Genomic DNA, 24348 nt, shown 5'->3' on the forward strand with positions numbered 1-24348 from the left:
GGGTTACGCTCCCTCCCCCGGCACCAGGACCTCGACGACGCCGCCGGACTCGCGCACCACCAGGTGCGGCAGCGGCGGCGGGGTCACCGGCAGCTGGTGGGTGAGGACCGCGCCGTCGACGGCGAACGACGTCCGGTGGCACGGGCAGTTCAGCCGCCGGGCCGGCGCGTCCAGGTTCAGCCGGCAGCCGAGGTGCGTGCACGTCGCCGAAACCGCGCGCACCTGCCCGCCGGAGCGCTGCACGAACCCGGCGACGGCCCCGAAGTCGAACGGCAGCACGCCGCCTTCGGGCAGGTCGCCGGCCGCGACAACAGCTCGCCACTGGCCGTTCTCCGGCCGCAGGGTCTTCTCTTCCGCGGGCGCGGCGGCCGGTTCGGCCCCGGACGTCACCAGGTACTCGACGCCCGCGCCCGCCGCGGCAGCCGCCGCGGCGGCCGAGGACACCTGGATGAACCGGCGCCGGTTGCCGCCCCGCACGGGCGCGGGTCCGCGCAGTTCCTGGGCGAGCCTGCGGTGCAGCGCGGCGACGAACTCCTCGCTCGCCGCCGCACCGCCGGGCCGGGCGGCGCGCAGCAGCACCGCGGTCCGCAACTCGGCCTCGTCGCCCGGACCGGCCTCGAACGGGCGCGGCCGGCGCCGGCGCAGGAGGTCCTTGACGAATCGGCGGACGCCTCGAGTGCTCACGTCTCCATCCCTTCCGCCAGCTGGGCCGCTTGGCGCAACGCGCGGTGCTGCAGCACTTTCGCGTTGCCGACGGTGGTGCCCAGCTCGGCCGCCGCCTCCTTCAACGAGCAGGACTGCAGGAACCGCAGGCGCAGGATCCGGCCGTAGCGCTCGGGCAGCTGCGCGAGGATCGCTTCGGCGCGGGCGAGCACCCCCGGATCCACGGTGTCCGCTTCGAACGCGGCGATGTCGCGCTCCTCGTCCAGGGCGGTGATCTCCCGGCCGAGCGTGCGCCGCCAATGCCCGGCCAGGACCGTCCGCGCGGTCGCCAGCAGGTACGCCCGGACCTCGCCCACGCTCGCCGAGACCCGCAGCGGCCGCAACGCAGTCAGGAAGACCTCCGTGGTGAGGTCCTCCGCGTCGGGCCGGTTGCCGACCTTCGAGAACATCAGCCGGAACACGCGGTCGACGTTGTCGCGGTAGACCGCCTCCCAGTCCGGATAGACGTCCGCGCCGACCGCGTGCAGCCGCGCGCGGGGTGCCGCGCCCGCTTCGTCCTGTTGGGCGCGTCTGCGCCGGAACCGCTGTGCCACCGGCACCGCCCGCCTTCTCCCCACCGGTTCTCTTCCCGCCACCAGAGGGATACGAACCGGGGTTACGCCGTAACCCGAAACCGTATCTGTGAGCGGAGTTTCCGACGACCCGGGGAGCGAAATGACCACACCGATGTCACGCCGGCACCTGCTCGTCACCGGCGGAGCGGCCGCCGCCGCCCTCGCCGCCGCCAGCCTGCCGAGGCCCGCCGCCGCGGCGACGCCGATCCGGACGGGCGGCGCGGACGTCGTCCTCGCCTGGAACCGTGAACTGCTCGCCATCGTGCGCACGCCCGGCCTCCAGCCCGCGACCGTGCACCCGACGCGCAGCTTCGCGATGCTGCACGCGGCGATGCACGACGCCGTCGTCGCGACGGCGGGCAACGGCCATCCGTACCTGTTCACGCTCGAAGTCCGGGGCCCCGCCGCACCGGAAGCGGCGGCAGCGCAGGCCGCGCACGACGTCCTGGCCGAGCTCTACCCCACCCGGTCCGCGGAACTCGCGAGCCTGCTGGCCGGGCAGCTGACCGGCATCCCGCCGGCCGCACGCGACCGCGGCGTGCGAGCCGGGCGGCGGGTGGCCCGGTTGCTGCTCGGCCAGCGCGCGGATGACGGCTCCGCGGCCGTCCCGCCGGTGCTGACGCCAGGCACGGCCCCCGGGGCGTACCGGCCGACGCCGCCCGCGTTCGCGCACGCGGTGTTCACCCACTGGCCCGCCGTGACGCCGTTCGTGCTCGACCGGGCCGGGCAGTTCCGGCCCCGTCCGTACCCCGCGCTGGACAGCGCGCGGTACGCGAGAGCGCTGAACGAGGTCGCCGCGACCGGCCGGGACACGAGCACCACCCGCACCGCGGACCAGACCGAGCAGGCGCGGTTCTGGGCGGCGCCGATCTGGAACTACTGGAACGAGATCGCGCAGTCGGTCGTCAGCGGATCGCGCAGCGGCCTGTTCGTCGCGGCCCGGGTGTTCGCCCAGCTGAACCTGACCTTCGCCGACGCCGTGATCGCGTTCTACGAAGCGAAGTACCACTACCGGATCTGGCGGCCGATCACCGCGGTCCGCCTCGCCGCCGACGACGGAAACCCGGCGACGGACGCGATCCCCGACTGGTCGAGCCTCGGCACCACCCCGGCCGACCCGGCGTACCCCGGCGCGCACAGCGTCATCGCGCAGGCGGGCGCGCAGGTCCTGCGCCAGGAGTACGGGCCGCGATGGGCACTGCAAGTCACGTCCGAGGCCCTGCCGAACGTGGTCCGTCGGTTCACCACGTTCCAGGACGCGGCCGACGAAGCAGGCTTGAGCCGTATCGCCGCGGGCGTGCACACCCGGCTCGACCACGACGCCGGCCGCCAGCTCGGCCTCGACGTCGCCGAGTTCGTCCTGTGCTCCTGACTTTCGCTGCTACGGGAGTCGTGGACGCGCATGCAGGTTACGGCGCCGGGTGCGGCGAGGTTCTCGTCGTCGCACCCGGCGCCGAAGGCGAACAGCCGTTGATCCCGGTGCAGCAGCCTGCAGCGGTCTTGCCGGACGCCGACTCGACGGCGCCGCGGTTTCCGTCGACCGCAAGCCAATTGCCTCAGGTCTTCATGCGGTCCTGCGGCTGACGGTCAGATGAAAGAGCGTTCGGCGAAGCTGATTCCGTTGCGCTGAGCCATGGTCAGGACTTGGTGAGAGACATGCTGAGGCGGCATGCGCAGGTACTGCCGATAGCCATGGGCCCGCAGCCGGATGTCGAAGTTCTGGCCCTCGATGTGCCAGGACGGCTCTGCGTGGTCGTCAGGCACTATCCGTTCCCCGACGCACCGGGGATCCCGATGGTCCCCTACCTCACCGAGGCCGACAAAAACCGCGGCAGCGGCGGCAAAAGCATCCTCAGCTGCCTGCTGCCCGGCCAGCTCGACGGCACCTGCACCGGCTCCCCCGCGTCCTTCGCGACGTCCTACCCGGCCGACCTCCAGCACTCAGTGCTCCAAGCCTGGACCGACTACGGGTTCCCCGCCTGATAGCTCCGGCATGGGCGAACGCACCGCGGAGCAACGCTCCTGACCGGGATATGCCTGCCCTGCTGCGAATGCTGCCGGATTTCCGGCGGCAGCGTTCGCCTCGACCTGCCGCCGCGCGGCGGCCCGAACGGCCGCAACCCGTGTGCCGATCAGCCTTCCCGATTCCGGCCGTCGGCCGAGGGCAGCCTGCGGCTTTCACTCGATTCCACGGCCGTCCTTCGCAATCGGGGGTCCCACAGACCGGTGAGGTTGACCCGGTTGCTCTGTTGAAGGCTGATTCGTTCGAGCAGCCTGGGCGGCAGGTTCTCGAGGCGGACACGGAAGGAAACGATTGATGACTTTGAGGCGTGCTGGTGCCTTCACAGCAGTCCTTACGCTCGGCGCAGCGACGGTGGTCACGGGGACGGCCAGCGCCGCCGCGACCGGGCAGGCCGCGGCCCGGTGCCCCTCCGGCGCCTTCTGTGTCTGGACCCAAGCGAACTTCGCGGGTGAGCGATTCGTGTTCACCGGAGACGACCACGAGTGGGAAGCCGGCCTCGCCAAGCACGATGCCTCGTGGGTCAACCACGCACACTCCGGCCCAGGCGTGAAAGACCATGTCAAAGTGTTCGCCGGGGACAACCTCACCGGCCGCACCACGATCTGCCTCGCACCCGGTCAGGCGGTCTCCATGAACAAGGAAGCCAGCCACCGGGGAAGCTCCCACACGTTCACGACGGATTGCTGAGCACCACACCGCCGCAGCCCGCCCAGCAGTCCCGCTGAAAGGGCGGGCCGCGGCGGTGTTCAGCGTCTTCCGTGTCAGTGAAACCGGGCCGCGAAGTGCGGCGCAGACCGGTGCCAGCGGTCGAGGGCAGCGCAGTCCCGCCCCGCGCCACCGTGACTGTCCCCGATTTCCCTTGCCTGCCAGGGCCGCCGACCTCTAGCCCGGCCGCGCAAAAACGGACGCCAGCGGCCCATTCGCGATCGCCGACACCGCCCGATCGCTGCCGCACACGCTGCGCCAGGTCGATCTCGGCGACGACGCGCTGGCCGAACTCGAGGTGCGCGCGGGGTTCGACGACGACCTCTACGCCGAGGCAACCCGGATCAGCAACCGCATCCGCGGCGTGCTCACCGGCATCCACTCCGCCCTCGCCCCGGGCCAGTCCTCGGCGATCCCTGAACATCCTGTCCCGCTGCGGCGGACCCGGCGGAATCCGACTCGCCGGACACTCTGGCACCTCCCGGCAGTTCTTCGAAGAATGCGGACGGGAGATCGTCGGGCCGGTCAGCGCGAACACGGCGGTCGGCTCGCCGGCCGAAAATGTCCCCGACGGTGCAGAGCAGCGACCGCAGCCGCACCTGCACTGGATCGTCCAACAACCCGGCCGCGAACACTCCCGCTTGCGCGACGGACAGCGGGCCCGCATCCCATCCGCGCAACGGCCCTGTGCTGCCAGGCAAGCACCGGAGCGCACCGGTTCCCACAGGCGGTTCGCCATGTCCGGCTACGGGAGATGACCGCCGAACAGAGCTCGGCGTCGCCGTGGTCGTCCCGGCGCGAGCAGCTCGTGCGGCCCGGAGCGGGTTTCCGGTTCGCATCGGCTCACGGAGGGCCCGCACTCGGCTGTGCACAAGATTTTCTCTGCGAAGAACTCCAGCAACGTCGTCACCGTCTCGACCGGGGCCACAATGACGATCAGCTTTCACGAATCAGGTGCCTGGCAGCAGGCGGAACCAACCGACACTCGCCGGCGGATCGATGCGCTCGCAGTCGGCGCTGGCGGCTCAGCTTTGTCGAGCAGGGCTGCTCAGCACGCCGCGGAACGCGTGCTACGCAGGGAGTTCCACCGGGCGGGGCCGGCGAGCCGCGAGGCGTGCCTCGTTCACGACGCGAGGAGCTGCTTCAGGCCGTCCTCGCTGCTGATCGGCGAACCCGGCTTGATCGTGCAGTGGTTCAGGGCCAGCTGATCGTCGACAGTGTCCGGCTGCGCGAACTCCACCTCGACGGCGACCTCCCCGTCCGGCGAGTCCGTGTTCACGTCGATCTTCATCCTCCGCAGCGACCCGTCCGGACTCAGCGTCGCGGTCATCGACGCAGTGAACTTCTCGGCCCCGGCCGGGTCGTCGCCGTTCATCCGCAGGGCCGCCGCCGGATCGAGGTCGGCGCGGACGGTGTTCCCGTCCTGGGTCAGCGTCCTGGCCGCCTTGATCAGGTCGTCCGCCTTCGACTCGTAAGTCTGCTGCCGGGTCCACGAGCGCAGCAGATCCGGGGCCACCGCGTGGGACGTCGCGACGCAGCTCGAGCCCGAAAGCCTGTAGACGGTCCTGTCGTCGCCGTAGAGAACGGCCGAGTCAGCGCCGGACTGCTCGGCGCAGGTGGTTTTCGACATCGCGAGCGTCATCCGGGCCGGCTTCTTGAGCGCCTTGACGTTCATGCAGACATGGGCGGTGGCGCCCGCGTCCATGCTCATCCGCACGTCAGTCGCCGGCCACCCCTGCAACAGCGCGAACGCGGTGCGCAGTTTGGCCGCAGTCGCCGAATCCGCCAGCGCACCGGGCTCGGGGCCCGAGCCGCCGCATCCCGTGACCACGACCCCGACGGCCAGCAGCACGGCCAAGGCTCGACAACCCGCTCGGACAATCATAAAACCTGCATAGTAGGCAAAGACGACTGTCCTGTCCGGCCTTTCGCCTCCGCCTCACCCGAGCTACGCGTCCAGCGTCACCGCGAGCCCCGATTCCGGCAGCCCGCCCCACAACCACAGCTGTGACGAGACGCGGGTGCAGCCGCCATCGGCCCAGACGTGGGCGACGGTGACCACGACGGCCAGCAGCAGGCCGAGGTGTCGGTGGCGATGTGCCGTTTGCGTCCGCTGGTTTTCTTGCCCGCCTCGTGACCCGCGGATCAGGCACGACATTCGGCCCGGACAACCCGCCGGGGAAGGCAGTGCCACCACGTGAAGCTCTCCCTCGCCCGGCTCTCCGCGTGGTATCCGAGCCTCGGCGAACTCGACCCCGCCGCCCGAGGGTTCGGCAACGGCGTCCACCGCCTCCCGGCACCGCGCACTTCGCCGCGGCCACGCCGCCGAGACGCCGGGGGTCGCCGGAGGAGCTGATCAGGACGAACGCCGCGTTCGCCGAGGCCGCGCGCCGCTACGCCGGCGCCGTCGCCTCCACATCGGTCAGCGCCCGGGACCGGACCTGGAACCGGACGCCTTCCGGGGCTTCCAGGGAAAATCCGTCTCCCCGGCCCGGGACCACGTCGACGGTCAGACGGGTGTGCCGCCAGTACTCGCACTGGTCGGCGCTCATCCAGAACTGGGTGTCGCCGGCGAGTTCGCCGATCAGGACGTCCGACCGGCCCACCCTGAGTTCGCTGTGCGGGTAGCACAACGCCTCGGTTCCGGTCTGCTGGACCATCAGCGGCCCGTGCCGCAGGCGCAGCCGGAGAAGCACGTCCTCGGCGGCCGGGGTGAGCCCGACCCGGACGAAAACCCCGCTCTGTCCTCCCACTTCGTCCCCTTCCTCGCTCGACGATGAGCCGTGCCGCGGCTCACTGTCCCGGGGAAAGGTTGCGGTCGGGTTGGCGAGTGGCCGGGCGGGTCACTCCCGGCGCGCGACGGCGAGCCGTCCGGCCGCGACGGCCCGGCGGGCATCGCCCGGTGCCAGCACGGCGAGCGCGTGCTCGTGGACCTCCGCGTCGTACAGCGCGCGTTCTCCGTAGGCCAGCGCGTGTTCCGGCGCGTCGCTGACCAGCACCGCCGAACGCATGGCCACCTCCAGGTGGTCGCGCCACTGCACGATTCCGGGCGCTTCCGACTGCGGCAGCAACGGACCGCGGTACAGCCGCACGGCGGTCGCGAGGTCGCGGCGCTCCAACGCCCGCAGGACGTCCACCGCATCGCAGCCGATCGGCATCGTTGACGCGTACCGCCGAGAACTCACCACGCCGCCGAGCGCGTTGCGCAGGTGCGAGGCCTCCGCGCGCACCGTCGTCGACGTCACCGGCCGGTCGCCGTAGAGCGCTTCGCGCAGGGCGTCCAGCGAGAATCCGTCCGGTTGCAGCGCCAGCAAAGTCAGGATTTCCACCTGCCGCGGACGAAGGTTCAGCGGGACCCCGTCGCGGGTCGCCGCGGCGACCCCCAGCGACGAGATCCGCAGCCCGGCGGGCGAAACCGCCGGCAGGCCGGATTCGATGGCCGACACGAGCGACCGGACCGTCGACATCGCCAGCGGATGCGACCGGTCCCAGGTGCTCGACAGATCGAGCACGCCCAGCATCCGGCCCCGCGCGTCCCGGATCGGGGCGCAGTAGCAGACCCAGCCGTGCAGGGCCGCGACCAGGTGCTCGGCGGAGAACACCGCGCTCGGCCTGCCGGTGCGCAGCGCGAGCGACAGCGCGTTGGTGCCCATGGCTGGTTCGTCCCAGCACCCGCCGGGGGCGAAGTTGACCCGCTCGGCGCGCCGGCGCATCACCCGTCCGCCGCAGGTCCACAGAATCGTGCCGGTTTCGTCGGTGACCGCGGCGATGAATCCCGCGTCGTCGGCGATCGTCCGCAGTTCGCCGGCCACGCGCAGCACCGGCGCGCGCAGCGGCGACTCGCTCCAGCGCGGCCGCACGACGCCGCCGTCCGAGACCGGCGCCCGGTCGGTGGCGGGATCGACTGTCGGCACCGACCGCATCCACGATTCGGCGACCTCCTGCCGCAGCGGGACGTCGCCCGGCAGGCGCGCGGGATCCCGCAGCCGCGGGACCACCTCCGCCCACTGCTGCTCGAGATCGAGCCTGCGCCGTCGAAGCGAACCGAGTCCGTGCATTGACATCCCGACGTCGTCGTCATCCGTGCCGGTCGTCGATCCTCCCAAGCCGCTCCCCCGTTCGCACCTGCCCGATCGGACAGGTTCCCCTGCCGCGAAGGAGGGGGCGGGCCGCGTCGGCGGGCGCTTATGCTGGAGAGCCGTCCGTCCGGCGGCGGGCGGGTTACCCTCGATCCGGCATGAAGGTTCCTCACCAGCACGGGAGGTCCCGGTGCTCCGACTGGCGGAAGGCCGTGCGATCACCATGGAACACGGGACGGGCCGGCGCCGGTACTCCGCCGAGGCCCCGGCGGAGCTGACCGGCCCGCAGGTCGTCGGTGCGCACACGCCGCCCGAACCGGCCCGGGTGGCGAAGTTCCACGCGCCCGAAATCGTCTTCGGCCCGGGTTCGCTGGCCGAACTCGGGCATTGCACGCTGCGGGTCGGGGCGCGCCGGCCGTTCCTGGTCACCGACCCCGGGCTGATCGAGGCGGGCTGGGTCGACGAGGCGGTCGGGCACCTGCGGATGGCCGGGCTGCACCCGGTGATCTGGCACGACGTCACCCCGAACCCCAAGGACCACGAGATCCAGCGCGCGTTCGAGCGCTACCTGGAAAGCGGCAGCGACGTGATCGTCGGCCTCGGCGGCGGGTCCTGCATCGACGCGGCGAAGGGCGTGGCGATCCTGTCCGGCAACGGCGGCCGGATCCTCGGCTACGAGGGCGTCGACAAGGTCGTGCACCCGATCCCGCCCACCGTCATGGTCCCGTCCACTTCGGGCACCGGCGCGGACGTCTCCCAGTTCGCCGTCGTCACCGACACCAGCCAGCACATCAAGATCACCATCATCAGCCGGACGCTGGTGCCGGAGATCTCGGTGATCGACCCGCGGCTGCTCACCACGATGCCGGAGCTGCTCAACGCGGCGACCGGCCTCGACGCGCTGACCCACGGCATCGAGGCGTTCGTCTCCAAAGCGCACAACCCGCTGACCGACAACCACGCGCTGCAGGCGGTCGGCCTGATCACCCGCAACCTCCTGCGCACCCAGCTCAAACCGCGCGAGGCGGAGGCGCGGATGGCGATGGCGCAAGGCTCGCTCGAGGCCGGGATGGCCTTCACCAACGCGATCCTCGGCGCCACCCACGCGATGAGCCACCAGGTCGGCGGGCTGCTCGACGCGCCGCACGGGGTGGTCAACGGGGTGCTGCTGCCGCACGTCATCCGGTTCAACGCCGCCGAGGAGCCGCACCGGTTCGTCCCGCTCGCCGCGGCCGCGGGCATCGACACCGCCGGGTTGTCCGCGCTGGAGGCCGCGCACCGGCTCGCCGACCGCGCCCGCGAACTCGCCGATCAGGTCGGCGTGCCGCGCGGCCTGGCCGGGCTCGGCGTCACCGAGGACAAGGTCGCCACGCTCGCGCGCACCACGATGAAGGACGCGTGCCTCGCGACCAATCCGCGGCAGGCGCGTGCGGAAGACATCGAGGCGCTGTTCCGGGCGGCGCTGTGAGCGAACCGGGTCCCGACCGCACCGACGCCGACCTGGGCGTGCTCACCGGCGTGCGCTCCGGCAAACGGTCGTTCTACCCGGAATACGTCCGCTCGACCGAACGGGTCTCCCGGGCGGTCGAGGCGCTCGACGGCATCTCCCGTGCGCTGGTGCGCACCGCGGAAGGGCCGCGCGCGCTCGTCGAGGCCGTGCTCCGCGCGGCGTCCGAGCACCTGCAGGCGGACTGGCTGCTGCTGGCGGTCGCGGACGGGGCGTTGCGCGCCGCGCGCCCGAGGTTCGTGCTGAACGTCGGCGGGAGGATCGTCGACGACCGGGCCGACGTGCCGGGCGAGGTCCTCGAACACCTCGACGTCCTGCGCACCCGGCCGTGGGAACTCGACGCCTGGCCGCATCGCGACGGTTTGGTGCGCGCGACGATGACGCTGGACGACGAACCGGTCGGCGGGATCGTCGCGAAACCCGCACCCGGGCTGGAGGTCGCCTCCACCGACCTCGCCATCCTGCGGGTACTGGGCAATCAGGCGGCGGTCGCGCTGCACAACTCGTTCCTCTTCCACGCGGCCGCGCAGTTGCGCGGACGCACCGAGCGATTGTCCGAGGCCGCCGAACGCCAGGCCCGCGACCTCGCCGCACGCAGCGCCGAACTGGCGCAGACCCAGGAACGCCTCGTCGAGGTGATGCAGCGGCAGGTCCTCGACGACGAACGGCACCGGATCGCCCGCGAACTGCACGACAGCGTGGCGCAGTCCGTGCTGGGCGCGGGGATGACCATCGAGCTGTGCCGGGCCGAACTCGCCGCGATGGGCGGCCCGGCCGCGCGGATCGCCGACCAGCTCGCCCCGGCCAAGGACCTGACCAGGCAGGCGATCGAACGGCTGCGCGCCTCGATCTACGCGCTGCACCACTCTTCCGCCGAAACGCCCGGCCCGCTGCCGGTCCTGCTCGAGCGTCTGTCCACTGTGCACGGCCTGGGCGAACTGTCGGTCCAGGTGCGGGTCGCGGGCAGCCCGGTGGCGCTGCCGCCGCAGGCGGAACAGTCCATCGTGCGGATGGCGGGCGAAGCGCTGTTCAACGCGGCCGCCCACGGGAAAGCCCGGCGCGCCCTGGTGCGCCTGCAGTACCGGCCGGACGGCTCGGCCGTGGTGATCAGCGTGTCGGACGACGGCGACGGCGATCCCGCGCAGATCCGCCGCGCGCTGCGGCTGACGAAGGCGGCAGACCTGTCCGGCCGCCATCGCGGCCTGGCGAACATGCTGGCCAGAGCGGAGGAACTCGCCGGGGAGCTGACCATCCGCCGGTCCCGGATGGGCGGGATCCGCCTGCAGGTCCGGATTCCGCTCCCGGTGCCGGCCGAATGGGAGGCATCCGATGACGGCTGAGCGCCCCGCACCCGCCGCGGTCCGCATCGTGCTCGTGGACGACCACGCCATCGTCCGCCAGGGCCTGCGGTCCCTGCTGGAACGCGAAACCGATCTGCAAGTCGTCGGCGAGGCGGGGTCGGCGGACGAGGCGCTCGCCGTGATCGAGGCCGCCCGGCCGTCGATCGTCCTGCTGGACCTCAAGCTGTCGACCGGCGCGGACACCGAAGGGCTGGATCTGTGCGCCCGGCTCACCGAGCGCTACCCGGACCTGGGCGTGCTCGTGCTGACCACGTTCCTCGACGACGCCCTGGTAGTCGACGTGATCCAGCACGGCGCACGCGGGTACGTGGTCAAGGACGTCGACACCACCGAGCTGCTGCGCTCGATCCGCGCGGTCGCGCGCAACGAAAGCGCGTTCGACTCGCGGTCCGCGGCGGCGATGGTCCGCTCCATGCGGGTGGCGCGGGAACGTCCGTCGTTCACCGAGCGGGAGCTGAACGTGCTGCGGCTGCTCGCGAACGGCCTGAGCAACCGGGTCATCGGCGGGAAGCTGTACATCTCGGAGACGACGGTGAAGTTCCACGTCCGCAACATCATGCGCAAGCTGGACGCCAGCAGCCGGGCCGAAGCCGTCTACGAGGCCAGCAAAGCCGGCGTGATCTGAGACGGCCGGTCCGCCGCGGACGATACCCACGCGACGGACCGGCCAGACCGGGTTCAGCCGACCAGCGGGCGGCCCAGCGGGAGCCCCTTTCCTCCGGTAGCCAGCGAGGCGACGTGGAAGAACAGGTAGACGCCGACCGCGACGAACGCGAACACCCCGATGCCGCCCGCCGTCTGCAGCGTCGCGGAGCCCTGTGCTGTCGCCGTCAGAACCAGGGCGAGCGCGACATCGACGAGCACGAACAGCGCGGTGAACGCCAACGGCAACCGCAGCGTGACGAGCGTGAGCAGAACGATGGTGACCAGCCACGAGATCAGGAAAAGCTCCTGGGTCGGCACCGCCTCGGCGGCCGGGACCGCGAACCAGTTGTGCAGCAAGCCGAACACCAGCACCGCGTAGCTGAGCCAGAATCCGGCGAAGACGCCGAAAATGCACGCGACGGCGCTCTGCCCGAGCGCCGCCGCCCACACCGCGGACACCAGCTGGCCGATCCCGGTGGCGACGAGGATGATCGCCAGCGGCGCGCCGACCGCGGCGGCCGGGACGAAACCGACCAGGGCGAGCCCCAGCGCGATCGACCCGACGAGGAAGGTCGGCACGCCGATCAGGGCGGGATCGCCGCCGAGCGGGCCGGACGCCGGGTCCGGTTCCGGCGCCGCGTGCGAGACGGGAACTTCGATTTCCGCTGCAGTCATCACTTCCTCCTTCGGTCGCCGCGCACCGCCTGCGCGGCAGTCAGCGGGGATGCAGGACCAGCCATCCGCCGTGGTGTTCGTGCACGGAGAACCGCCGGCCCGACCGTGCGCCGAGCCGGCGCAGCGCGGGCAGGTCGAACACCCGGACATGGCCGTACGCCTCGGCGGGCTCGTCCTCGAACGGCACCGCGATCACGACTGGACCGCGTGCCAGCCGCGTCGCCTCGCGCACCACTTCCTCCCCCGCGTCGGCGTCGAGGTGTTCCAGCAGGTGCAGCAGCGTCACGGTGTCGACCGACGAGTCCGGCAACGGCATCCGGGCGGCATCGCACACGAATGTCTCGAGCGGGTGTCCCCGACGCGCCGCGACCGCGTCCAGCAGGTGCATAGCGCCGGCGGACACATCCGAGGCGACGACCTCGTTGCGGCCGCGCTCGGTCAGCAGGAGCGCGAAGAACCCGAAGCAGGACCCCAGATCCAGCACTCGCCCGGGCGGGGTGAGGCGCAGCGCGTGCTCGTACACCGGGGCGAACCCCGCGATGACCGAGCGCGGGGGGAGGTCGGCCGCTCCCCCGCGCAGGCAGTGCCGGATCCGGCCGAGCGTGTTGTCGTAGAAGCACAGCCACGCTCGCATCGGATCATCCACAGTGGACTTCACGAGCCCGGTGAAGGCGTGCTCGAAGACCTCGGCCCCGGAAAGCCAGCCCGGCGTGAACAACTCGTCGGCCAGCAGGCCGGCCAGGTCGTTGTCGAGCTGGTCCGGGCGCAGCCGGTGCCGCAGCTCCACGCGGCGTCCGTCCTTGTGCAGGCTGAAATGCCGGCTCCGCACCAAAGGTTCGCGCGCGTCCCCGACGCCGGTTTCGCGGACGACGGTGAGCAAGCGGGCGAAGTACGCGCCGGCGGGGGCGGGCGCCAACGGGTCGAGGCAGCGCGGTGCGGCGACCGGTGCGGTGCTCGTCATGCCAGCACCTCCTCGGCCAGCCGGAAGGCGGCCCGGTCCAGCCCGGCCAAGTCCGCCACGACCTGCACGTCGTCGCAGAACTCCGCGTACGCGGGCAGATCGCAGCCGCCGAGCCGCCACGAGTAGCGGGGTTCCGGCGTCAGCCAGAGGGTCTGGCGCACCCGGCGGGTGATGTCCTCGAACACTTCGAGCTTCGGATCGTTGCCGTTGCCGCGGCCGTCGCCGAGGATCAGCAGCGTCGTGCGCCGGTTCAGCGCCGCGCCGTGCTCCTCCGCCAGCTGCTCGAACGCCTGCCCGTAGTCGGAATTCGCGTCGACGTCGAGCAGGCCGCCCGCGGGCAGGCCGTCGAAGACCAGGCCGAGCGCGCGCTCCAGCGGATGTTCCTGGAACAGCTCGGTGATCTCGACCGGCTCGTCGACGAACGCGAACGTGCGCACCTGCCCGAACAACGACTGCAGGCCGTGCACCAGATGCAGGGTGAACCGCGCGGTCGCGCGCACCGACAGCGAGACGTCCGCCAGTACGACCAGCCGCGGCTTGTCCTCGGCCCGCGTGACCGTCACCGGGCGGAACGGCACGCCGTCGTAGCGCATGTTCCGTCGCATCGTGCGGGCCGGGTGCACGCGGCCGCGCAAGGTGTTGCGCTTGCGGCTGGTCAACGCGCCGCGCAGAGTGTGCGCCAAGCGCCGCAACGACTCCTCCAGTTGCGCGCGCTCACGCTCGTCGACCCGTTCGGCCCGGGCCGCCTCCGCCACGCGGGTCTCCATCGCGGTCTCGGCGAGTTCGGCCAGCTTCTCCAGGTGCCGCCGCAGCAGTTCCGGCAGGTTCTCCAGTACGCCGGCCAGTGCCGGCGGCACCTGCTCGTCTCGGTCCTCATTGTCGTTCAGCCAGCCGAGGAGCGCGCTCTCCTGCGCCACGGTCAGCTCGACATCGAGCCTGCGTCCCGTCGCGGGCGCGAGTTGGCCCGGCACCCCGGCATTGTGCAGCGAGGACGTCTCCAGCTGCACGCTCGGCGCGGCCGTCCCGCCGGTCGCGCTGTCCTTCGACAACACGATCTCGTCGGTCATCGCGGCCAGGTCGATCTTGTTGGCTTCCTGGTGGAGGTTGTACTGCTGAGCCAGGTCCTGCTGGTCGAAATAGTCGCGGATGTCGGCCGGTTTGCCGTGGCTGTGCCCCTGTTCGGGCGTTTCGGACGGCTCCGGCGAGACGGTGAAGGTCTCGAGTTCTCCGGTGTCGGCCAGGTCGTCGTGGCCGTGCCCGTGCCCCGTTTCCTCTCGCAGCCGCTCGATCTCCCGCAACGAGAAGTAGGCGTCGAAGGCCTCCTCGAACAACTCGTCGTCGCGCTGGTCCTTGACCAGCGTCATGCGCAACGCTTCCCGCAGCGTGCCGCGTTCGTCGAGCACGCCGTCCTGTGCCGCCGCGCGCATCGCGTCCGTCGCCTCCGAAACGGACATGCGCAGGCCGAACAAGCGCAGCAGGCGCACGAACCGGTGCAGACTGGTCTCCATCGCCGCCGCCTCAGACCGGACGGCGGCGAGTGAACGCTTCGAACGCCCGACTGCCTTGCCCGGAGCCGGTGCGCTGCGCGGGCCCCGAGCCCGGCGCACCGTAGTAGTTCTCGTCGTGCCTGCCGGGCAGATCCTTGGCCTGCCGCGCCGCCCGCCCGCCGTCGTCCTCGTGGTGCGCATGGCCGTCGTGGTCATGGCCGTGTCCATGCCCGTGGCCGTGGCCGTGGCTGTGCGGGAGTTCGGCGGGCAGTTCGCGGTTCGGGTCGATGAGATCCGGCAGCACCCGCAGCGCCCGGCCGAGGTCGCGTTCGTACTTCAGCACCACGTTCGCGGTCTCCGCGAGGATCTCCGGCGACAGCTCCTCGACGCCGAGGACCGCGAGGGTGCGCGCCCAGTCGACGGTCTCGGAGATGCTCGGGCTCTTGCGCAGCCGCAACTCCCGCAGCTTCCGCACCACGTCGACAAGCGTGTGCGCGGCCGCGTCGGAGAGTCCGGTTTTCTTCGACCGCAGGATCTCCAGTTCGCGTCCGGCATCCGGGTAGTCGAGGAACAGGTGCAGGCAGCGCCGCTTCAACGCGGCGGAAAGGTCGCGCGTGTTGTTCGACGTGAGCACTACGAGCGGCGGGACTTTCGCGGTGTACGTGCCGATCTCCGGCACCGAAACCTGGTACTCCGCAAGGCATTCCAGCAGCACCGCTTCAAGCGCTTCGTCCGCCCGGTCCACTTCGTCGATCAGCAGCACCGCGGGCTCTTCCCCGCGTACAGCGTCCAGCAGCGGGCGCGGAGCGAGGAAGTGGTCGGAGAAGAACACGCTGTCCTGGGCGTCGATGCGTTCGACCGCGCTGGCCAGGTCCGGCGCGTCGGCGATCACGTCGCCGATTTTTTCGCGCAGCATCTGGATGTAGAGCAGTTGCTTGCCGTAGTCCCACTCGTACAAGGCCTTCGTCTCGTCCTGGCCCTCGTAGCACTGCAGGCGCAGCAACCGGCGGCCGGTGACCTCCGCCAGCGTCTTGGCCAGCTCGGTCTTGCCGACCCCGGCCGGCCCCTCCAGCAGCACCGGTTTGTCCAGGGTGCACATGAGGTAGACCGTGGTCGCGAGACGGCGGCCGGCGATGTAGCCGGCGCCGGCGAAGCGGTCGACGACCTCGTCGATCGAGCCGAACGGAGCGGGGTCGGGGAATGCGGTGGACACGTCGCCTCCGGTAGGTCGGTGCCGGGAAGCGCGGCGGGGCCTCCCCGGCCCCGCCGCGCGGGATCAGCCGAGCAGGTCGTCGAGGTCGCCGTTGAGGCAGTGGTCGACCACCGGTCGGACCGTGTCGAACGTGCACTCCTTGGCGTTGCCCGGCGTGCAGGCGTCGCCGAGGACGTGGTTGGTGATGCGGTCTGCGTCCGCGTCGTCGCCCTTGATCGTCTTCGCTCGCTCGTAGTACTTGGTCGGGCCCTGGCCGAGCCGGTTCTTCGAGTAGGAATCAGCGGTGACATCGGTGAACTTCTCCGGAATGCCGACGTCGCGCAGCAGCCGGACGGCCGCGGCCAGCGCCGCGTCCGCAGCCTGCACATCGGTCTTGCCGTAGGTGTCGACACCGAGCGCCTCGGCGATGTCCGCGAACCGCTTGTACGCCGCCGGCATGTTGAACGCCCACACGCGAGGCAGCGCGATCGCGTTGTTGAGGCCGTGGTGGGTGTCGTAGAACGCGCTCACCGCATGCGAGATCGAGTGGATGATGCCCAGCCCGCCGGAGTTGAACGCTTGGGCGGCGATGTACTGGGCGTACATCATGCCCTCGCGCCCGGCCAGGTCCTGGCCGTTCCACACCGCGGCGCGCAGGTTCTGCCCGGTCAGTTTGATCGCGTGCAGCGCGTTGCCCAGCGACGGCTCGAAATTCAGCCGGGACACGTACGGCTCCGAAGCGTGCGCCAGCACGTCGAACCCGCACTGCGCGGTGTAGTCGATCGGGCAGTCGTAGTAGAGCACCGGATCGTCGATCGCCAGCGTGGTCACCGACGCGTCGTCGAACGCCACGTACTTGTGCGGGTTCTCCGGGTCGGTCGTGGTGTCGGTGATGACGTACGCCCACGATGTCTCGGAGCCGGTGCCCGCGGTGGTGGAAACCGCGATGTGCGGCGGGTTCTTCGGGTTCTCCGACTTGTTGAAGCCCTCGAACTCGTTGACGTTGCGGCCGTCGTGCGCCACCGAGATGCGCGCGCCCTTGCAGGCGTCGTGCGAGGAGCCGCCGCCGATCGAGACGAACGAATCGCACTTGTTCTCCTGGTACAGCGTCACGGCGTCCATCACGTTGTAGTCCTTGGGATTGGACTCCACCTGGTCGTACACGACGACCTCGAGACCGTGGTACTTCATCGACTCCACGATCTTGTGCACGATGTCCGTCCCGCGCAGGCCGGAAGTCATGACCAGCACCTTCTTGAAACCCATCTTGAGGGCTTCCGGCCCGATCAGCTCGTGCGAGCCGGGGCCGAGCAGCGCCCGCGGGAACGGGTGGAACTCCTTGATGGGGAACGGTTTCAACAGCTCGTCGACCTGCATGATGGCCCTGGTCCTCTCCGCACGCCCGAGACGTGCGTGCTGCGGCGGCTGCTCCGGGACCGGCGGCGGAAGCGGCCGGCGGAGCACGGACAACCGGAAAGCTAGGCGCCGCAGCCGGTTCCGGGAACCCGGCGCGGGCCGATCCCGACCGACCGGCGCCCCGGCTCCGCACGATCGGACGGGACGACCCTGTCCGATCGGTCAGGTCGCGCGGCCCTCCCGCGCGAAATCCGGGCGGCGGCGGCCTGATCCGCCGTCCCCCGGCTCGCCCCCTGCGGATACCGCAGGCACCCGGCGACCGCACCTGCCCACCCGGACAGGCAAGGCGCGACCGGTCGCACGGCGAACGGCCGCGCTGCGCGGACCTACGGTCGGATCGAACTGCCGCGGTCCGGCACCGCGCAGTCGTCGCCGTTGCCAGTCCCCTGATCGAGGTGGTCATCGATGAGCTCGGCCCAGCGTCCGCGGCTGTTGCGTCGCGAGTGGACACACGTCGGCGGGATGGCCGCTTTCATCGCCCTGCTGCACCTCGTGGGCTGGGGGGTGCTTCTGCTGGTCGTGGTCCCCGGCCATTACCGGCTCGGCGCGGGCGTGTTCGGCGTCGGCACCGGCGTGACCGCCTACGTGCTCGGGCTGCGGCACGCGTTCGACGCCGACCACATCGCCGCGATCGACAACACCACCCGCAAGCTGATCGCCGAGGGCAAGCGTCCGCTGTCGGTGGGGTTCTGGTTCTCGCTCGGGCATTCCACGGTGGTGGTCGTCCTGACCCTGCTGATCGCCTCCGGGGTCCGGGCCCTGGGAATCGAGCTGACCGACGGCGATTCCCCGCTGCGGCAATACGGCGGGCTGGTCGGAACCCTTGTCTCAGGCGGGTTCCTGTGGCTGCTCGGCATCGTCAACCTGGTCGTGCTGACCGGCATCGTGCGGGTCTTCCGCCGGATGCGCCGCGGCGAGTACGACGAGCACGCGCTGGAGACCCACCTCGAAAACCGCGGCTTCCTCAACCGGATCCTCCGCCGGACGATGCGCGCGGTTTCCCGGCCCTGGCAGATCTACCCGATCGGCGTGCTGTTCGGGCTGGGCTTCGACACCGTCAGCGAGATCGCCCTGCTCGTGCTGGCCGGCACCAGCGTCGGGGCGGGCCTCCCCTGGTACGCGGTCATGTGCCTGCCGGTCCTGTTCGCCGCGGGCATGTCGCTGCTCGACACGGTCGACGGGTCGTTCATGAACCTCGCATACGGGTGGGCGCTGTCCCAGCCGCTGCGGAAGGTCTACTACAACCTCACGCTGACCGGCCTGTCCGTGGCCGCGGCCTTGCTCATCGGCACGGTCGAGCTTCTCTCCGTCCTCGCCGGCAAACTGGGCTTCACCGGCGGGCTGTGGGACTGGGTGACCGGACTCGACGTCAACCGGCTGGGGTTCGGCATCGCCGGACTGTTCGCTGGCGGCTGGCTGTGCGCGATCGGGGTGTGGAAACTCGGCCGTCTCGAGGACAAATGGCAGCCAGCCCCCGAGACCGGCCGCGGATCGGTTCCCGCCGAGCAGGCGTCGCGGGCCGAGGCCATCGCTTGCCGAAACCGGCGGTGAGACCGACCCTCCGCTGATCTGGGCTTTGCTCCCCGCTTGAGGCCCGCTTGTTCCTCAATCGCCCCGTGGACTCAGACGAGCCTCGAACCTTCGACGAACGTGCACTGTGGACAACGGAACAGTCGATCGCCACCTGCCTCCAAGTTCACGTCGTCGACGGCGTCCGAGCAAGCGCGGCGGCAAGCGCTCGTGCCGGAGGTCCGTCGCGGTCAGCCTCGCAAGGTCAGCAGGCGCCGGGGCGGGTGGTAGTCGTACTGGTAGCCGGGGTCGCGGAAGCCCAGGCACAGCGCGAACGGCCTGTCGCCGAATTCCCGTTGAAGGGATCGCCAGTTGCGGGCAAGGTATTCAGTCGCCGCCCACGTCGTGTCTCCTCGACGTCCCAGGCAAAACACCACGGTCGTGCCGCGCGCGGTGTCGTGCACTTTCTCGACGACCGCGAGGTCCAGGGAATCCGACGTGACCAGCTGGCCGAGGTCCGCTCCGTTGAGCACCTCAACGTACTTCGCTTCCTGCGACAACTGCTCGTCGCCTGCGTCCGAGTGTTCGCTGGAAATTCTGAGGCTTACCAGATTCTCCTGCAGATACAGCCTCCGGATGCTGTTGCGGGCAGCGGCGCCGACGACGATGAGGTTGCCGCTGAGACCGGAGAAGTGCCTGGGGTCGTCGCTCGACGAGGGGCTCACCTCAGTGCGGAAGTCGTACCGGTGACGTCCCAGGTAAATCGCGTCGACCAGACCGCGGACCAGATCCGGCAGCCGGAACGACGCCGAGCCGAACAGGCGCGTAATCGCCTCGGATGCGCGCAGTTCATGCAAGGAAATCGAATAGCCGCGGGGACGGGAGCTTTCCGCGGCGGTCCACAGGTTCGACAGGCAGACGATCAATTGCTGATTCGTCCGCAAGCCGAAGAAGCCCCGGAAGCGCCGCTGCGCGACACGGGCCATCGCTGCGACCGCGAGACCTAAGCCGAGCCAGAAAACGACGTTCGCGATGACGTTGGTAGCGATCTCCAGCAGCATCCGAACAGCATCACCGCCGCGCCGACCCCGCCCCCGGCCAGTGACCCAATCGTTAACCCGCGCGCGCCACAACCCGAGCTGTGCACGCGGCTCGTCGAGGTCTGCACCGCTTGCCGCCGGCGCCCTGTTACACCTCGGCTTCGGCCGTCGAGCGTTCAAGCCGACAACCTGGCCTCTTGAGCAGTTGCTCAAATCTTGTCTATGCTCTGATTTGAGCAACTGCTCAAAGCGGGCTGGCGGTCGTGTGCACGACCGGAGCGGGGGTAGCAATGACCAGCGTCCGTCCCGATCCCGGTTGGGCACACCGCCGTGATCGTTGGTACGCGGCGATTACCCGGGTGCTGGCGGCAGCGCTGCTGCCGGTGGCGTTCGTGCTCACGCCGCGCCGGGCTCGGCGCACGGCCTGCCAATGGGCCCTGGCGGTGCGTTTTCCCGCCGAGGACCTCGCCGGCCTGACACCGGCGACCCGTGCCGCGTTCATCGCAGCGCGCACGCAGGCGTTATGGCGAGACGGCGAACTCATCGGGCTCACCTCGGGACACCGGGATGCCGGGGAGCAGGAACGCTTGTTCGCCGCGGAAGTCCGCCGGAGCGGGTCGACGGCGGCGGCCCGGCGGCGGGCGCTGCCGCCGCACGAGTCCCGGCACGTCGCGGGGACCGCCCTGGACGTACGACCTTTCGAAGGCGCGCGCTGGCTGGAGCGGCACGGCGCGCGCTATCACCTGTATCGGGTGTACGACAACGAGTGGTGGCATTTCGAGCACTGGCCCGACGGCCGGCCGGAACGGCTTCCTCATCCGGGTGCTCTCAACCACAGGCTGCCGCGGCCTCTACGGTGATGCTGTGGCCGACACGCGACAACGCCTGATCGACGGCGCGATCGAGACGATCCGCACCCACGGCCTGGGCGGCACCACGGCACGGAGCATCGCCGCCACCGCCGGGGTCAACCAGGCGCTGGTCTTCTACCACTTCGGCACCGTCCACGACCTGCTGCAGGCCGCGTGCCTCACCGCGACCCAGGCCCGGGTCGCACCGTTCGCCGAACGCCTCGACCAGGTCGCCGACCTGCGGCAGCTTCTCGCGCTCGGCCGCGCCCTGCATGCCGACGAACGTGCCCAGGGCAACGTCACGGTGCTCGCCCAGATGCTCGCCGGCGCCCAAGCCGACCCCGAACTCGCCGAAACCACCGCGACGGCCCTGCAACTGTGGATCACCCCGATCGAGCACGCCCTGACCAGGCTGCTGGCCGGCTCGCCGGTGTCCGAGGCGATCGACACCGCGGGCCTCGCACGGGCGGTAAGCGCCGGGTTCATCGGACTGGAACTGTACGAAGGCGTCGATCCAGGAGGCAGCCAAGCAGCATTGGACGCGCTCGAGCGGCTGGCCGTGCTCATCGAGGTGGTCGACGACCTCGGACCGATCGCACTCCGCGCGCTCCGCGGCAAACTCCGCAGAACAACCAGGAAAGTGCGGTAGCGCGACCACCGCAGCTCTCCGCACATTCTGCTGACAGCTTGGTCTCGCGACCGCGGATCCAGCGGCCAAAGCCAGCCCGCCGCGGGAAAACGTCGCCGTCTTCGCTGGCCCCAAGGGCAAGATCAGGACTGCGACGCTGCTCCGCCGTCGGTCCCCGCCTGCTCCTGGCGCCTCTGGTTCAGGCCGAGTCTTCCAGGGCTTTGACGAGAAGACGAGACAGCCGGCGGAACTCCTCGGCGTCGGCCCGGCCGAACTTCTCCAGCGCCGGAGCCAGCCGGGCCTCGATCCGGACGAAGGTCTCGTCCACCAGCTGGTGCCCCTTGGCCGTGAGATGGTTGTCCACCACCCGGCCCCGGGCCGGGGAGCGCTCCACCAATCCCTCCTCTTGCAGGGTCCGGACGAGGCGGCTGACCGCCTGCGGCGTGTGGACCGCGGCGCGCGCGAGTTCCGAAGCGGAGGCACCGGGTGCCCGCTTCAGCTCCCGCAGCACCGTCCACTGCCCGAGGGTGAGCCCCAGAGGGTGGATGACCTGCTCGATCCGGTCGGCGAAATGGTGCCGGACGATCCTGGACAGCGCACCGATCTCGATCCCCTGCGGCAGCGGGTCGCCCGGGTTCTTCATGGTTGACAGCGTACCCGCCGCGTTCTACATTGAACTCAGGTTCAATATAGAACTTTGATTCCATCCAAGTCGGCCACTCGACCGGGCGGTCACGCCCTGCACCGGCCGGCCCGGGGAGCCGACTCGGCTTCCGACCCTGCCCGCGTCCTCGTCCGGAGACAGACCATGTCCGCAACCGCCCAGCCGAATACGCAACAGCGAGCACTGCCCGGCCGGCTGGTCGTCCTGCTGGCCGTTTCCTGCGGGCTGACCGTGGCCAACCTCTATTACGCCCAGCCGCTCCTGGAGACGCTGCGCCGGACCTTCCAACTGCAGGACTCGACCGCCGGCCTGCTGATCACCTTGACCCAGCTCGGCTACGCCGCCGGCATGGTGTTCCTGGTCCCCCTCGGCGACCGCATCGAGAACTCCCGACTGGTCTCCGTCCTGCTCGCTGTCGCGGCCCTGGCCATGGCCGCCGGCGGACTCGCCCCCGCCTTCACCGTCCTGCTCGCCGCCGCGCTCGTCGCGGGCGCCGCCTCCGTCGTCGCACAGATCCTGGTCCCCTACGCCGCCGACCTCGCCCCCGATCACCTGCGCGGCGCCGTGGTGGGCAAGGTCATGAGCGGACTGCTCGCCGGGATCCTGCTCTCCCGCACCGTCGGCAGCCTGCTCGCGGATGTCGCTGGCTGGCGCGCCGTGTACCTGGTCTCCGCCGCGCTGATGGCGGTCCTGTCCCTGATCCTGCGCCGTGCGCTGCCCCGCCGGGCGCCCACCAGCACCCATTCCTACGGCGCGCTGCTGCGTTCCACCACCAGCCTGGTTGCCGTGCATCCTCGGCTGCGTCGCCGGTCCTTCTACCACGCCTGCATGTTCGCCGCCTTCAGCGCGTTCTGGACGACCACCTCTTATGTCCTGGCCGCGGCACCGTACAACTACTCCCAACTCCAGATCGGCCTGTTCGCTTTCGTCGGCGCCGCCGGCGCGCTCGTCGCACCTCTCGCGGGCCGCCTCGCCGACCGAGGGCTCGCCCACGGGCTCACTCCCGTGGCCTGCCTGCTCGCCTCAGCCGCTCTCGCCTGGGCCGGCCTGACTGCTCACCAGATCGTCGCTCTCGCCGCCGCCGCAGTCCTCCTGGACTGCGCCGTGCAGTGCTCCCTGATCTTCGGACAGCACATCATCTACCAACTCGACGCAGCCGCCCGCGCTCGAATCACCAGCGTCTACCTCGCCACTTTCTTCATCGGCGGCGCCATCGGCTCCCAACTCGGCACCCTCGCCTACCACTGGGGCGGCTGGCATGCGGTCACCCTCACCGCGGCGGCCTTCCCCGCCCTCGCCGCGCTCGCCTGGACCACCGACCGCACCCACACCGGCAGGAAGCGCCGGGCGGCGGACACCGCGTGAGCGCAGCCGTCAATTTATCCGCCGATTCCGGGGCGCGATGGCAGCGGAGCCGAAGAGGCGACCGGAAATGGCACGGGTGCCGCCTCGAGAAAACCAGACGCGAGGAACGCAGTCGGCAACCGACAGAACCGCCGGAAATCCCCACGCCGTCCCCCTGAGCCTTGCCAGCCTTATTCCACAGCTGATCTTTTCTGCCCCAGCAGACCACGCCGCAGGGCCACGCTCCCCCTGACCGGTGCCGTACTTCCCGCAGCGAGACAGACTGTCCTCAATCCGCTCGACGACGCACTCCGAAATGGCCTACCGACGCCTGACCCTCGCTCGGAGCGATTCCGGAATGACGGTCGCACGTCACCACAAATCGCATAATTCGGCTGGTTTTCACGTTTCGGTCACCGTTCGCGTGAAACGGGTGCAATCGCGCGGAGCGACCTACTTCCCGTACCAGGTTCCGCCGGAATCCTGGTTTCCCACCGCACTGGCGCACAGAATTTTTCCGCGCGAACCACCTGACCACCGAAAGGAACACCGAGATGAGCACCAGTTCGTCCGCTCCCGTGCGCAAGGGCGGCTCGCTGCACGCCCGCGCGCAGTTCAGCGGGTCAACAAGACCTCCAGCGAAGTCCGCACCACGGTGACCGCTACTGGGCCGACGTCGGAGAACCTGTATGTGCACCAGGCCGCGGCTTCCGGCTATCGCCGCGCCAGCCCGTAACTTCTTCGGCATTCCGCGAGCCACCGGAACTGAGAGCAGCGTCAGCGACCGTGGTCGTCGCGGACCAAACAGACTAGCGGCGAGCCGAGTGCATGCCGCTAGCCGGCTTCGCGCTGCCCGCGGCGAAGCGGAACCGGCGACCTGAATCGGCGGCGTCGGGGGAACTTCGCCGCACACCGGTCCCCGACAGCTGGACCGCGGACCGACCCGGCGGAAACAGCGCGACCGGCCGCCTCCGCGGACTGCAG

22 protein-coding genes and 1 pseudogene are annotated in these 24348 nt (G+C 70.5%); 11 read left to right on the top strand and 12 right to left on the bottom strand.

The window, feature by feature from the left end; all coding sequences use genetic code 11:
- Positions 1-3: 3 nt before the first annotated feature.
- On the bottom strand, positions 4-684 hold the full coding sequence (locus tag L3Q65_RS21395; RefSeq protein ID WP_237600640.1) for a ubiquinol-cytochrome c reductase iron-sulfur subunit: 681 nt from the start codon (positions 682-684) through the stop codon (positions 4-6).
- The gene (locus tag L3Q65_RS21400; RefSeq protein WP_237600641.1) at positions 681-1262 is read right to left on the bottom strand and encodes an RNA polymerase sigma factor; all 582 of its coding nucleotides are present in this window, start codon (positions 1260-1262) and stop codon (positions 681-683) included. The genes L3Q65_RS21395 and L3Q65_RS21400 overlap by 4 nt, the downstream gene beginning before the upstream one ends.
- Positions 1263-1377: 115 nt before the next feature.
- On the opposite strand from L3Q65_RS21400, the gene L3Q65_RS21405 reads away from it, so the two are divergent.
- From L3Q65_RS21405 to L3Q65_RS21420, 4 genes and pseudogenes are all read left to right on the top strand, one after another.
- Positions 1378-2649, top strand: a complete 1272-nt coding sequence (locus L3Q65_RS21405) for a vanadium-dependent haloperoxidase (RefSeq protein ID WP_237600642.1) — start codon at positions 1378-1380, stop codon at positions 2647-2649.
- 284 nt (positions 2650-2933) lie between these two features.
- Positions 2934-3260, top strand: coding sequence for a hypothetical protein (locus L3Q65_RS21410; protein ID WP_182894279.1), 327 nt, complete (start codon positions 2934-2936; stop codon positions 3258-3260).
- A gap of 334 nt (positions 3261-3594) precedes the next feature.
- Complete coding sequence (locus L3Q65_RS21415) at positions 3595-3987, top strand: peptidase inhibitor family I36 protein (protein WP_237600643.1); 393 nt, start codon at positions 3595-3597, stop codon at positions 3985-3987.
- A gap of 199 nt (positions 3988-4186) precedes the next feature.
- Positions 4187-4472, top strand: a pseudogene (locus L3Q65_RS21420) (transposase); the annotation flags it as partial.
- 656 nt (positions 4473-5128) lie between these two features.
- On the opposite strand, the gene L3Q65_RS21425 reads toward L3Q65_RS21420, so the two are convergent.
- From L3Q65_RS21425 to L3Q65_RS21435, 3 genes are all read right to left on the bottom strand, one after another.
- Positions 5129-5863 (bottom strand): hypothetical protein, encoded by a 735-nt coding sequence (locus L3Q65_RS21425; RefSeq protein WP_237600644.1) that lies wholly within the window; start codon positions 5861-5863, stop codon positions 5129-5131.
- Positions 5864-6398: 535 nt separating this feature from the next.
- Positions 6399-6758 carry a DUF779 domain-containing protein gene (locus L3Q65_RS21430; protein ID WP_182894276.1) on the bottom strand — a complete coding sequence of 120 codons (360 nt, stop codon included), beginning with the start codon at positions 6756-6758 and terminating at the stop codon, positions 6399-6401.
- A 90-nt stretch (positions 6759-6848) separates the two neighbouring features.
- Positions 6849-8111: a GAF domain-containing protein gene (locus L3Q65_RS21435; RefSeq protein ID WP_237600645.1), complete on the bottom strand. Its 1263-nt coding sequence runs from the start codon at positions 8109-8111 to the stop codon at positions 6849-6851.
- A 163-nt stretch (positions 8112-8274) separates the two neighbouring features.
- On the opposite strand from L3Q65_RS21435, the gene L3Q65_RS21440 reads away from it, so the two are divergent.
- The 3 genes from L3Q65_RS21440 to L3Q65_RS21450 are packed head-to-tail and all read left to right on the top strand — an operon-like array spanning position 8275 to position 11577.
- Positions 8275-9552, top strand: a complete 1278-nt coding sequence (locus L3Q65_RS21440) for an iron-containing alcohol dehydrogenase (RefSeq protein ID WP_237600646.1) — start codon at positions 8275-8277, stop codon at positions 9550-9552.
- Positions 9549-10931 carry a sensor histidine kinase gene (locus L3Q65_RS21445; RefSeq protein ID WP_182894275.1) on the top strand — a complete coding sequence of 461 codons (1383 nt, stop codon included), beginning with the start codon at positions 9549-9551 and terminating at the stop codon, positions 10929-10931. The genes L3Q65_RS21440 and L3Q65_RS21445 overlap by 4 nt, the downstream gene beginning before the upstream one ends.
- Positions 10921-11577, top strand: coding sequence for a response regulator transcription factor (locus tag L3Q65_RS21450; protein WP_182894274.1), 657 nt, complete (start codon positions 10921-10923; stop codon positions 11575-11577). The genes L3Q65_RS21445 and L3Q65_RS21450 overlap by 11 nt, the downstream gene beginning before the upstream one ends.
- Before the next feature lie 53 nt (positions 11578-11630).
- Here the strand turns inward: L3Q65_RS21450 and L3Q65_RS21455 are convergent, their stop codons facing one another.
- The 5 genes from L3Q65_RS21455 to mdo form a co-directional block, all read right to left on the bottom strand.
- Positions 11631-12272, bottom strand: a complete 642-nt coding sequence (locus L3Q65_RS21455) for a GPR1/FUN34/YaaH family transporter (protein ID WP_182894273.1) — start codon at positions 12270-12272, stop codon at positions 11631-11633.
- 40 nt (positions 12273-12312) lie between these two features.
- The gene (gene mftM, locus L3Q65_RS21460) at positions 12313-13233 is read right to left on the bottom strand and encodes a mycofactocin oligosaccharide methyltransferase MftM (protein WP_182894272.1); all 921 of its coding nucleotides are present in this window, start codon (positions 13231-13233) and stop codon (positions 12313-12315) included.
- On the bottom strand, positions 13230-14741 hold the full coding sequence (locus L3Q65_RS21465) for a VWA domain-containing protein (protein ID WP_182894271.1): 1512 nt from the start codon (positions 14739-14741) through the stop codon (positions 13230-13232). The genes mftM and L3Q65_RS21465 overlap by 4 nt, the downstream gene beginning before the upstream one ends.
- A gap of 10 nt (positions 14742-14751) precedes the next feature.
- Positions 14752-15933, bottom strand: coding sequence for a MoxR family ATPase (locus tag L3Q65_RS21470; RefSeq protein ID WP_182894270.1), 1182 nt, complete (start codon positions 15931-15933; stop codon positions 14752-14754).
- Between the two features lie 63 nt (positions 15934-15996).
- On the bottom strand, positions 15997-17289 hold the full coding sequence (gene mdo, locus L3Q65_RS21475) for an NDMA-dependent methanol dehydrogenase (RefSeq protein WP_182894269.1): 1293 nt from the start codon (positions 17287-17289) through the stop codon (positions 15997-15999).
- Positions 17290-17733: 444 nt separating this feature from the next.
- Here mdo and L3Q65_RS21480 point away from each other — a divergent pair, with 444 nt between their 5' ends.
- Entirely contained in the window at positions 17734-18879 is a 1146-nt protein-coding gene (locus tag L3Q65_RS21480) for a HoxN/HupN/NixA family nickel/cobalt transporter (RefSeq protein WP_237600647.1), read from the top strand.
- Between the two features lie 209 nt (positions 18880-19088).
- Here the strand turns inward: L3Q65_RS21480 and L3Q65_RS21485 are convergent, their stop codons facing one another.
- Positions 19089-19898, bottom strand: coding sequence for a hypothetical protein (locus L3Q65_RS21485; protein ID WP_182894267.1), 810 nt, complete (start codon positions 19896-19898; stop codon positions 19089-19091).
- Positions 19899-20167: 269 nt separating this feature from the next.
- Between L3Q65_RS21485 and L3Q65_RS21490 the strand changes: the two genes are divergently transcribed.
- Positions 20168-20737, top strand: a complete 570-nt coding sequence (locus L3Q65_RS21490) for a D-alanyl-D-alanine carboxypeptidase family protein (RefSeq protein ID WP_182894266.1) — start codon at positions 20168-20170, stop codon at positions 20735-20737.
- Positions 20738-20741: 4 nt separating this feature from the next.
- Positions 20742-21377, top strand: coding sequence for a TetR/AcrR family transcriptional regulator (locus L3Q65_RS21495; protein ID WP_237600648.1), 636 nt, complete (start codon positions 20742-20744; stop codon positions 21375-21377).
- A 178-nt stretch (positions 21378-21555) separates the two neighbouring features.
- On the opposite strand, the gene L3Q65_RS21500 is transcribed toward L3Q65_RS21495, so the two are convergent.
- Positions 21556-21999, bottom strand: coding sequence for a MarR family winged helix-turn-helix transcriptional regulator (locus L3Q65_RS21500; protein ID WP_182894264.1), 444 nt, complete (start codon positions 21997-21999; stop codon positions 21556-21558).
- Positions 22000-22164: 165 nt separating this feature from the next.
- Here L3Q65_RS21500 and L3Q65_RS21505 point away from each other — a divergent pair, with 165 nt between their 5' ends.
- Positions 22165-23385, top strand: a complete 1221-nt coding sequence (locus L3Q65_RS21505) for an MFS transporter (protein WP_237600649.1) — start codon at positions 22165-22167, stop codon at positions 23383-23385.
- Positions 23386-24348 lie beyond the last annotated feature (963 nt).

Source organism: Amycolatopsis sp. FU40 (assembly GCF_021903635.1).
Taxonomy (GTDB): domain Bacteria; phylum Actinomycetota; class Actinomycetes; order Mycobacteriales; family Pseudonocardiaceae; genus Amycolatopsis; species Amycolatopsis dendrobii.

Coding starts and splice junctions, on each gene's coding strand:
- L3Q65_RS21405 (WP_237600642.1), top strand. CDS start 1,378: ATGACCACACCGATGTCACGCCGGCACCTGCTCGTCACCGGCGGAGCG.
- L3Q65_RS21410 (WP_182894279.1), top strand. CDS start 2,934: ATGCTGAGGCGGCATGCGCAGGTACTGCCGATAGCCATGGGCCCGCAG.
- L3Q65_RS21415 (WP_237600643.1), top strand. CDS start 3,595: ATGACTTTGAGGCGTGCTGGTGCCTTCACAGCAGTCCTTACGCTCGGC.
- L3Q65_RS21450 (WP_182894274.1), top strand. CDS start 10,921: ATGACGGCTGAGCGCCCCGCACCCGCCGCGGTCCGCATCGTGCTCGTG.
- L3Q65_RS21455 (WP_182894273.1), bottom strand. CDS start 12,272: ATGACTGCAGCGGAAATCGAAGTTCCCGTCTCGCACGCGGCGCCGGAA.
- mftM (WP_182894272.1), bottom strand. CDS start 13,233: ATGACGAGCACCGCACCGGTCGCCGCACCGCGCTGCCTCGACCCGTTG.
- L3Q65_RS21465 (WP_182894271.1), bottom strand. CDS start 14,741: ATGGAGACCAGTCTGCACCGGTTCGTGCGCCTGCTGCGCTTGTTCGGC.
- mdo (WP_182894269.1), bottom strand. CDS start 17,289: ATGCAGGTCGACGAGCTGTTGAAACCGTTCCCCATCAAGGAGTTCCAC.
- L3Q65_RS21480 (WP_237600647.1), top strand. CDS start 17,734: ATGAGCTCGGCCCAGCGTCCGCGGCTGTTGCGTCGCGAGTGGACACAC.
- L3Q65_RS21485 (WP_182894267.1), bottom strand. CDS start 19,898: ATGCTGCTGGAGATCGCTACCAACGTCATCGCGAACGTCGTTTTCTGG.
- L3Q65_RS21490 (WP_182894266.1), top strand. CDS start 20,168: ATGACCAGCGTCCGTCCCGATCCCGGTTGGGCACACCGCCGTGATCGT.
- L3Q65_RS21500 (WP_182894264.1), bottom strand. CDS start 21,999: ATGAAGAACCCGGGCGACCCGCTGCCGCAGGGGATCGAGATCGGTGCG.
- L3Q65_RS21505 (WP_237600649.1), top strand. CDS start 22,165: ATGTCCGCAACCGCCCAGCCGAATACGCAACAGCGAGCACTGCCCGGC.